This window comes from Paenibacillus sp. J31R34 (assembly GCF_059383715.1).
In genome coordinates this window covers 333,127-341,789 of record NZ_JBXENU010000009.1, presented here as the reverse complement: position 1 = coordinate 341,789, position 8,663 = coordinate 333,127, and the positions used below count along the sequence as shown (strand labels likewise).

Annotated in this window: 7 protein-coding genes, 10 tRNA genes and 1 rRNA gene; 16 read left to right on the top strand and 2 right to left on the bottom strand. The window is 45.4% G+C overall.

What is annotated here, in order from left to right; translation table 11 throughout:
- The 15 genes from AC50YG_RS24255 to AC50YG_RS24185 all read left to right on the top strand — a co-directional run.
- Nucleotides 1-209 (top strand): 23S ribosomal RNA (locus AC50YG_RS24255); the annotation flags it as partial.
- A gap of 121 nt (nucleotides 210-330) precedes the next feature.
- Nucleotides 331-406, top strand: a tRNA-Asn gene (locus AC50YG_RS24250).
- Between the two features lie 3 nt (nucleotides 407-409).
- Nucleotides 410-485, top strand: a tRNA-Thr gene (locus tag AC50YG_RS24245).
- Nucleotides 486-498: 13 nt separating this feature from the next.
- Nucleotides 499-573: transfer RNA gene (locus tag AC50YG_RS24240), tRNA-Glu, on the top strand.
- Nucleotides 574-578: 5 nt separating this feature from the next.
- A tRNA-Gln gene (locus AC50YG_RS24235) sits at nucleotides 579-653 on the top strand.
- A 5-nt stretch (nucleotides 654-658) separates the two neighbouring features.
- Nucleotides 659-734 (top strand) — tRNA-Lys (locus AC50YG_RS24230).
- 23 nt (nucleotides 735-757) lie between these two features.
- Nucleotides 758-842 (top strand) — tRNA-Leu (locus AC50YG_RS24225).
- A 165-nt stretch (nucleotides 843-1,007) separates the two neighbouring features.
- A complete protein-coding gene (locus AC50YG_RS24220) occupies nucleotides 1,008-2,048 on the top strand; it encodes an ABC transporter substrate-binding protein (RefSeq protein ID WP_494830420.1) in 1,041 nt (346 codons plus the stop codon).
- Between the two features lie 221 nt (nucleotides 2,049-2,269).
- Nucleotides 2,270-3,886: a helix-turn-helix domain-containing protein gene (locus AC50YG_RS24215; RefSeq protein ID WP_494830418.1), complete on the top strand. Its 1,617-nt coding sequence runs from the start codon at nucleotides 2,270-2,272 to the stop codon at nucleotides 3,884-3,886.
- A 34-nt stretch (nucleotides 3,887-3,920) separates the two neighbouring features.
- Nucleotides 3,921-4,658 (top strand): oxygen-insensitive NADPH nitroreductase, encoded by a 738-nt coding sequence (gene nfsA / locus AC50YG_RS24210; protein ID WP_494830416.1) that lies wholly within the window; start codon nucleotides 3,921-3,923, stop codon nucleotides 4,656-4,658.
- A 211-nt stretch (nucleotides 4,659-4,869) separates the two neighbouring features.
- On the top strand, nucleotides 4,870-5,712 hold the full coding sequence (locus AC50YG_RS24205; RefSeq protein WP_473758946.1) for an ABC transporter ATP-binding protein: 843 nt from the start codon (nucleotides 4,870-4,872) through the stop codon (nucleotides 5,710-5,712).
- Between the two features lie 194 nt (nucleotides 5,713-5,906).
- Nucleotides 5,907-5,981: transfer RNA gene (locus AC50YG_RS24200), tRNA-Gly, on the top strand.
- A 6-nt stretch (nucleotides 5,982-5,987) separates the two neighbouring features.
- A tRNA-Arg gene (locus AC50YG_RS24195) sits at nucleotides 5,988-6,064 on the top strand.
- Nucleotides 6,065-6,088: 24 nt separating this feature from the next.
- Nucleotides 6,089-6,165, top strand: a tRNA-Pro gene (locus tag AC50YG_RS24190).
- A 5-nt stretch (nucleotides 6,166-6,170) separates the two neighbouring features.
- A tRNA-Gly gene (locus AC50YG_RS24185) sits at nucleotides 6,171-6,241 on the top strand.
- A 72-nt stretch (nucleotides 6,242-6,313) separates the two neighbouring features.
- Here the strand turns inward: AC50YG_RS24185 and AC50YG_RS24180 are convergent.
- Entirely contained in the window at nucleotides 6,314-7,540 is a 1,227-nt protein-coding gene (locus AC50YG_RS24180) for a tyrosine-type recombinase/integrase (RefSeq protein ID WP_494830414.1), read from the bottom strand.
- Between the two features lie 73 nt (nucleotides 7,541-7,613).
- Nucleotides 7,614-8,195: a LexA family protein gene (locus tag AC50YG_RS24175; RefSeq protein WP_494830412.1), complete on the bottom strand. Its 582-nt coding sequence runs from the start codon at nucleotides 8,193-8,195 to the stop codon at nucleotides 7,614-7,616.
- Nucleotides 8,196-8,357: 162 nt separating this feature from the next.
- On the opposite strand from AC50YG_RS24175, the gene AC50YG_RS24170 reads away from it, so the two are divergent.
- The gene (locus tag AC50YG_RS24170; protein WP_494830410.1) at nucleotides 8,358-8,603 is read left to right on the top strand and encodes a helix-turn-helix transcriptional regulator; all 246 of its coding nucleotides are present in this window, start codon (nucleotides 8,358-8,360) and stop codon (nucleotides 8,601-8,603) included.
- Nucleotides 8,604-8,663 lie beyond the last annotated feature (60 nt).

The following is an 8,663-nucleotide window of genomic DNA, read 5'->3' as shown; positions in this document are numbered from 1 at the left end:
CTGGTGTACCAGTTGTTCCGCCAGGAGCACCGCTGGGTAGCCAAGTACGGACGGGATAAGCGCTGAAAGCATCTAAGCGCGAAGCCCCCCTCAAGATGAGATTTCCCAATTAGTAAGACCCCTTGAAGACGACGAGGTTGATAGGTTCGGGGTGGAAGCGCAGCAATGCGTGCAGCTGACGAATACTAATCGGTCGAGGGCTTATCCTAAACAACACGCTAAATGTTTTACACTTTGTTTTTCGCATCCAGTTTTCAAGGCGCAACTCAATCGTAGCGTCTTTACCGTTGAACCTTTTTTATTAGGTCATTCAACGAACAGCTGAAATATTCCCTGATAGCTCAGTTGGTAGAGCACTCGACTGTTAATCGAGTTGTCACAGGTTCGAGTCCTGTTCGGGGAGCCATATGCTCTCATAGCTCAGTAGGTAGAGTGCATCCATGGTAAGGATGAGGTCACCGGTTCGATCCCGGTTGAGAGCTCCAGCTTTATACGTGAGGCCCGTTGGTCAAGGGGTTAAGACACCTCCCTTTCACGGAGGTAACAGGGGTTCGAATCCCCTACGGGTCACCATCTATTGGGGATTAGCCAAGCGGTAAGGCAACGGACTTTGACTCCGTCATTCTCAGGTTCGATCCCTGAATCCCCAGCCATTCATGAGTCATTAGCTCAGCTGGTAGAGCACCTGACTTTTAATCAGGGTGTCGTAGGTTCGAATCCTACATGACTCACCATTTTTCCTAACAGCTTTACCCATGCGCGTGTGGCGGAATTGGCAGACGCACCAGACTTAGGATCTGGCGTTTCACGACGTGGGGGTTCAAGTCCCTCCACGCGCACCATTTAATTAAACTCAACTCCTTTTATCTGAAAATGATAAGAGGAGTTTTTTGATGTTCATTTTATCAAATCCCATCCGCCAATTAATCCAGTAAATTACGCCTGATTTTCCATGTTGCAGATTAGTTTGATTGTGTATAATGGCATAGCAGTGAGAATTACTATCAATGAAGAAGCAGAAAAGGGTGGGTTCGGTGGTAAATGGAACAAGGAAATACACGATTAGGTTAGCTACGCTGCTTATAGGGTGTCTGATCGTTCTTGCAGGCTGTGGAACAGCAGCAAATTCAGGTTCGGAATCAACAGCATCTCCAGTGCAGCAGACGACTGCAACGACTGAGCAAGAGCAGGCTGGTACTTCTAATACACGCGTGGTCACTGATTCATATGGAGAAAAAGAAATTCCGGCTAATCCGCAGCGCATTTTTTCAGTGAGTGCTACCACGCCATTGCTGGCACTAGGCATTACGCCGATAGGCGGCTTGAATTATGAAATTACACCGGATTACTATTTAAATAGTTATAAAGATCAAATCACTATTGCTGGAGATTATCCAATTAATTATGAGTCGGTTTTGGAATTAAAGCCGGATCTTATTATCGCTTCTTCCTTTGTCGAAGCAGATGTAGTTGATCAGCTGAGCAAAATTGCACCTACAGTCATTTATCCATGGGAAGTAAATTTGTATGAGCAGCTAAAATTCATTGCCGGCGTTGTAGGAAAAGAAGCAGTGGCCGAGCAATGGATTAAGCAGCATGAAGAGAAAGCGGCGAAATACAAGGAGGAAATCAAGCAGTATGTTGAGCCGGATGAGACGGTTGCTGCTATCCAGATTTTTAAAAACTCCTTCCAGGTAGCCGGTAATCGCAACATGGGACATGTCCTCTATGATTTGCTGGGGCTTAAACCGCTGCCGTCGATTCAGAAGCAAATGGATGAAAGCGAAGAGTATTTTGTTTATACCGATTCGCTATCCCTTGAAAAATTGCCGGAGTATGATGCCGACCGATTGATCGTCAAAGTAGACATTACACAGCCGGGTTCCGAGCAATTTTTTGAAGAAATGCAGCAATCGGCCATTTGGAAAAGTCTTTCCGCAGTGAAAAATGGCAAAGTTTATATCGTGCCGCATGAAAAATGGTGGTCCTATACGTTGTTCTCAACAGATGCTCTACTGGATGAAACGATGCAGCTATTCAAAAAATAAACGAAGTGCTGGCAAGGAAGCTTTCCTGATTCGACAGGAAAGCTTTTTTTATATATAGGAAAGGATATGCTGTTTCCATCCTTTCTCTATATTTCTACGCGAAACGCAAGCTTTGCCGCCAAAGGACGGCTTCAGCCGTTTACGCTTGGGCATTTTTCCGCTACAATAAAATGATAGCATTTCTGAGAATGGTTATCATAATGGGAGGGGAACAAGGGCAAATGGCGGATAAGGGTGAACACATAGATGATTTGCAGCTCCGCTGGGTTCAGATTAGCAAAGGTTCATTTACTGGAGGAATACCAGCGTTGTCTCAGAGCGCTAAGGTACACACGTTATGGACCATTATGCAAGGAACGGCAACGGTGATGCATCATGGGCAGCCTATACAGCTTGAGCCAGGCACATGTGTTCTGTTCGAGCCCGAGACAACAATAGAGGTCGATAGAGCAGAGGATGGACGGCTTCAGTATTATTCGCTTGAATTTGAAGCAGCATTTGCCGGCGATGAAGAAGATGGGAGAGAGCTGCTTTCCTTCGCCGCTGGTCGCCCCCACTTCATTAAGCCATTTGCACCATTAATGGACGTTTTGGATTCACTGTTTGATTTACGAACGGCTGTAAGCGGAATGGTGCGATTTAAGCGCAATATTTTGCTGCAGGAGGCCATTTATTTAGTTGCCGCGGCTGCATCAGCCTCTAACCAATCTAAGGATGGGGAGCATGTCGTAGAGCAAACGATTTTATATATGAAGGAACACTATAAAGGTAAAATGTCTCTGCAGGATCTCGCGGATTTAGCGGGTGTCGGCATACGTCAGTATACTCATATGTTCAAGCAGTTGACGGGAGCAAGCCCGATGGATTATTTGGGCAAGCTGCGTATGGAGCGGGCCAAGAAGCTGCTGCTGGTGCCTTCGAATGATATGGTCACAGTAGCCAGTCATGTTGGCTTTAAGGATGAATTTTATTTTAGCAGAAAGTTTAAGCAGCATGTGGGGGTATCTCCTCGGGTATATGTGCAAACGAGAGAACCAAGGGTTATTGGCCTTCTTTATACGTCGCATTTGCTCGCGCTTGGTCATGTGCCTGTAGGTGCACCTGATTACCATCTGTTCGAAAATTATTATGTCCGTGAGTATGTAAGAGCCATGACACCTTTCAAATGGGAACCCTGTGACATGGAGGCTGTTCGCGCGATGAAGCCTGACTTGATTTTGGGCTATGAGCATATGCGCTCTGAGGAGCAGGAGCAGCTTAGCCAGTTGGCCGAGGTGATTCCTATCGATTGGCATACTCAGGACGTTTACGGGCAGCTGCGACAAATTTCAGCAGTTGTAGGCAAACGGAGACAGGAAAGAGAATGGATGGAGCGGCATTTGGCTAAAGCGGATCAAGCGAGGGAACGGATTCAGCGTCAGATTGGCGGCATGGAGACATGCGCTGTGCTGGTCATGGAGCGTGATACGTTCAGAGTAGTGGGTAGCCGCAATATGGGGCATGTTTTTTTTCGCTTGCTTGGTCTAGATCCCCATCCACTTGTGAAGCAGCATATGGAGGCGGGAGCGCCGTTTATTTTTTCCGAGCCTAAGCCGTATAATGATCTGTCAAAATACGACGCTGATCGGCTCATAATCATGATTAATCCGAAGGATCAAGGGGCTCCAGAAGCGTTTAACCAGTTGAAAATATCCGAACGATGGCGGAATCTTGCGGCAGTACGCGGTGGCAGAATGCATATTGTTCCTTTCAACAAATGGTGGGTGTATTCGCCGCTTGCGATTGATGGGCAGCTTGATGAAGCGGTCGCTTTTTTGCATAAGGAAGATGTAAGTTAATAAGTGAAACTATATAAGAAAAGAGCTGATCGCAATGTGGCCTGAAACGATAGACGTGCTGCTTAATCACCGCTCCATTCGGAAATTTAAATCGAACCCCATTCCACAGCCGACTCTGGCAAAAATAATAGAGGCGGGGCAGCAGGCTTCAACCTCAAGCAGTATGCAGTGCTTCACGGTAATCAACGTGAGTGACCCAGATAAGCGAAAAAAACTGGCTGAGCTTTCAGGCAATCAGGCCTATATTGAGGAATGCCCCGTATTTCTCGTCTGGTGCGCCGATCTGTACCGTTATGAGCAGGCAGCCAAGCAGCATTATGAGGGCGAGCTTACGAGCACGGTTGAAAATTTTATCGTAGCAACGGTTGATACCGCGCTGGCTGCTCAAAATGCAGCGATCGCAGCGGAATCGCTTGGCTATGGAATTGTTTATATTGGTGGCATCCGCAACAATCCCCAGGAGGTTTCAGCGCTTTTAGGACTGCCAGCGCATGTGTACCCCGTATTCGGGATGTGCATGGGGGAGCCGGATCAAGCGCCGCTGACGCGACCAAGACTGCCACAGCAGGCGATTTTGCATGAAAATAGCTATGATCAGAATGCGGTGGAAAGCGGCATTCGGCAGTATGACGAGACGATTAGGCAGTATATGCTGGAGCGCTCAGAAGGCAAGCTGAATACGAGCTGGTCCGAATCAATGGCGGCCAAAATCAATCATCCCCGTCTGCATATGGGCGATTTTCTCCGCAGCAAAGGCTTCTTGCAAAAATAAGAAGCCTTTCGGCCGTGCATGGGCATTGCAAAATGATTTGGCCTAAACAATTGCTTTATTTTCATTGACATTATACGTGAGAACGATTATCATTAATTATTGAATGATACTGATAATAGTTATCATGTTTAATGAATGATAAGTCGTATGATTTTAAAATATTCAGCAAAAAATCCGTATAAGCGGGCATCGGAAGGAGCGTGCATGTCACATGATTCGCCTCACAACATCGAATCTCGACATTGGTTATGATGAACGGTTAATCGTTCAAGATCTGAATATTGCTATCCCACAAGGAAAAATTACTGCGTTGGTGGGGTCCAACGGTTCGGGTAAATCGACGATTTTGAAAACAATGGCTCGTCTGATGAATCCATCTGCAGGCAGCGTATTGCTGGATGGGAAGTCGATTCATAAGCAAGCGACGAAAGAAGTGGCGAAGCAGCTGGCTATTTTGCCGCAAAATCCGACTGCTCCAGACGGACTGACCGTATCCGAGCTTGTATCGTATGGACGTTTTCCTTATCAGAAGGGCTTCGGCTCTGTGAGCAAGGATGACCGTAAAATTATCCAATGGGCCATTGAAGCGACGGGAATGGTAGATTTTGCTGACCGTCCAGTTGATCAGCTGTCAGGCGGTCAACGCCAGCGTGCTTGGATTGCGATGTCATTGGCACAGGAAACGGATATTTTATTTTTGGATGAGCCAACCACTTTCCTTGATATGGCGCATCAGCTCGAAGTATTGCATCTGCTTGAGAAGCTTAACGAGGTTAATAAGCGTACGGTTGTTATGGTTGTCCATGACCTGAACCACGCTTCGCGTTATGCTCATCATATGATTGCTATCAAAAAAGGCAGTGTCGTTGGTGAAGGCTCGCCGCAAGAGGTTATGACACCGGAGATTTTGCGCGAGGTGTTTAACATTGAAGCTGATATTATGCCTGATCCGCGTACTGGTGTTCCGCTGTGCATGCCGTATGCGCTCGCAGGTGAGTCGGCTGCATCCAGAGTTATGCTTGATAAGAAGCCGGCATTAGCTGGAGTTGTATAGTCAGTCATCAAACCGTGCTTGCAGGAGCACGGTTTGATTTTTATGTGGCGGCTAAAAGCAAAGGGAAGGCTAAAAACCTGGAAAAAGTTTTTTTAGAAAAAGTTAAAATAACAGTTGCAATTCCCTTCTCAACATGATATATTATTACTTGTCGCCACGATGAAACACTTAAGAAATACAGGCGAAAATATAATGCGGACGTGGCTCAGTGGTAGAGCATCGCCTTGCCAAGGCGAGGGTCGCGAGTTCGAATCTCGTCGTCCGCTCCATAATGCGCGCCCTTAGCTCAGCTGGATAGAGCGTTTGACTACGAATCAAAAGGCCAGGAGTTCGAATCTCTTAGGGCGCGCCATTTCTTTAAAAATGAATCATCTGTCGGGACGTAGCTCAGCTTGGTAGAGCACCTGGTTTGGGACCAGGGGGTCGCATGTTCAAATCGTGTCGTCCCGACCATATTTGCGGGTGTAGTTCAATGGTAGAACTTTAGCCTTCCAAGCTAATAGCGTGGGTTCGATTCCCATCACCCGCTTAACGAAGCAATACCCTTAAAAGCCTTGTAGCGCAAGGCTTTTTCTTTTATATCGGGATAACTTGCGGGAAACTAAATCGCAGCTCCGGGGGAATGCTGGGGGGAATTTTGACCAGCCATTGGATTTAATGACTCTAAACGATCGGCAGCGTCACGGCTTACCATTTCCGACTTATGCATATAAATATCGGTCGTTGTGGCTGTGCGGGCATGGCGCAGCCTCTCCTGAATGGTTTTAATGTCTGCACCACTCTCACGGAGTAGCATGGCAGTTGTGTGACGGAGGTCATGCAAACGAATAATCGGTAAATTATTATCCTGCAGGAAATCGCTCCATTTCTTCGTTGCCGATCCGGGGAAGTACATCTCGCCCCATCCTTTATGGAAAATGTAATTTTTCTTTCCACCTTTCCATTTACGGCGGAGAAGCTTCTCTTTCTTCCACTCAAGATAATATTCACGCAAAGCATCCATGTACCAGCGTGGCATAGGGACAAAAGCTTCGCTCTCGTCAGTTTTCAATTCTCCTTCAATTTTCTTGCCTTCCTTATCAAATGTAATTTGTTTTGTAATATCGATCCCGCATCTTTCATCAAAATAAACTTCTTCCCATTCCGTGGCCAGAAACTCCCCTCTACGGAATCCGCCAAGTAAAACCCCAAGGAAGTATAACATCCATTTTTTAGGGAGTCGGAAGAGGGCGAGTATGACCACCGTGGTTTCTTTCCGAGTATAAGACTTCTTCTTTAGTCGCAAAGCCCTGCGCTCCTTCTTTTGAGCAGTTGGCCTTTTTACCCCATCAATGGGATTAATCATAATAATGTTCCATGAAACTGCAGCATCGAAGACACTCTTTGCAGCTTTATAAATATTAAGCTTTGTATTTGTTGCCATAGGCTGTCCATTCTTTTTGACAAGCTCGGCAAAAAAATTCACAAGGTGCAACGTAGTTATTTTGTCGATCCGCATAGCACCGAATTTTGGCAGAATGTAAATCCGGAGAAAGTTATTATTTACGAACTGGGTATATTCCCCCATGTTCGACTCTGCGTAACCCTTATCCCAGGTCTGTACAAAATCAGACAATGAGATATTCTTGGTCTTTATTATTTCTCCATTAGATACTTTCTTTTCGAAATTGAGCAACTCGGAAGCTAGATATAGCTGCAACTTCCTTTCATTCTTCGCAATCTCAGCGGGGACTTCTATTGTTGTACTCTTGCGTTTCCATCCCACCGAATCAGGGTCCTTCGCGACAAGTTTATATTTGTTGCCACTTTTGTGTTCATAATAAGCCAACCGAAGGTAACTCCTCTCTTATAATATATTTTGTTTTGAAACAGCCCCTGCTCAAATCAAAAGCACCACCTCCTTAAAAGTTAATAACTGTTTTAATGACCTTGCCTATTACTGTGATTTCTGCAGCAGCACAAAAAAGGGGCGGATGCTGTGGGTTTTCAGCCTGCAGTACAGTTTGTTCTCCGTTTTGATAAATACGTCTTAACACGGCGGATCCATTAGCCACAGCCAATACAATCTCGCCATTTGCTGTTGGAGAAAGCGCTCTGATAAGTAACAAGTCACCTTTATGTATACGGGCACCGGTCATACTGTCATCTGCAGCACGGAAATAAAAATATTCTCCGTCCGATAACCATTCTTTTGGAGTGACTTCAAAACCCTCAATAGCCCCAGGGGAGGGAATCCCTGTACTAAGGTCGATTCTAGTGTAAATCGGAAGCGTAACAACACTACTGGTTGATTCATCTGCAAATACATCATCTATGTCAACTCCATAAAAAGAAGCAAGTTTTTTTATCATATCTAAACTAGGTGTTCTTTTTTCATTTTCATAATGGGAGTAAGTCTGTTTAGATACACCCAATTTCTTGGCAACAAACTCTTGCGTCCAACCTTCAATATTTCTTAAAGCCCTCAATTTAGGTCCGTACAAAGTAATTCCTCCCTTTGCTCCTTATTATAAACACTTCCTTGAAAAAGTAAACAGATAGTTGACAATTTTATAAAATTGATTGAAATATATCAGTTGACATACACACAGCGTTGATTTATTATTTAAGTCAACAGCTGGGCGACAAGAAAGGGGCTGATTAATATGACTCGTACAGCAGATACCCCGCACGTAGTGGAGCGGGAGCGAAAAAAAATGGAGCTCTCCCAAGAACAAATGGCCGAAAAACTAAAAATCACCCGCCAATATTACAATCAACTGGTCAACTATAAAAGCGTTCCTTCGGTAAAGTTGGCAAAAGAGATCGCGAGTGAACTAGGCTTGGATTGGACCATTTTTTTTGTCGACAAAGTCAACACTGAGGCGACTTTTGAGGAGGAGCAATCATGACAGCGGCAGAAAAGAAACAGAAAAAGGAACAACTACTTCGGGAAATCATCGAGGAGCTTA

Bases quoted from the DNA above. Each gene is read 5' to 3' on its own strand.
- AC50YG_RS24205 (WP_473758946.1), top strand. From the start codon at position 4,870: ATGATTCGCCTCACAACATCGAATCTCGACATTGGTTATGATGAACGG.
- AC50YG_RS24215 (WP_494830418.1), top strand. From the start codon at position 2,270: ATGGCGGATAAGGGTGAACACATAGATGATTTGCAGCTCCGCTGGGTT.
- AC50YG_RS24170 (WP_494830410.1), top strand. From the start codon at position 8,358: ATGACTCGTACAGCAGATACCCCGCACGTAGTGGAGCGGGAGCGAAAA.
- AC50YG_RS24220 (WP_494830420.1), top strand. From the start codon at position 1,008: ATGAAGAAGCAGAAAAGGGTGGGTTCGGTGGTAAATGGAACAAGGAAA.
- nfsA (WP_494830416.1), top strand. From the start codon at position 3,921: ATGTGGCCTGAAACGATAGACGTGCTGCTTAATCACCGCTCCATTCGG.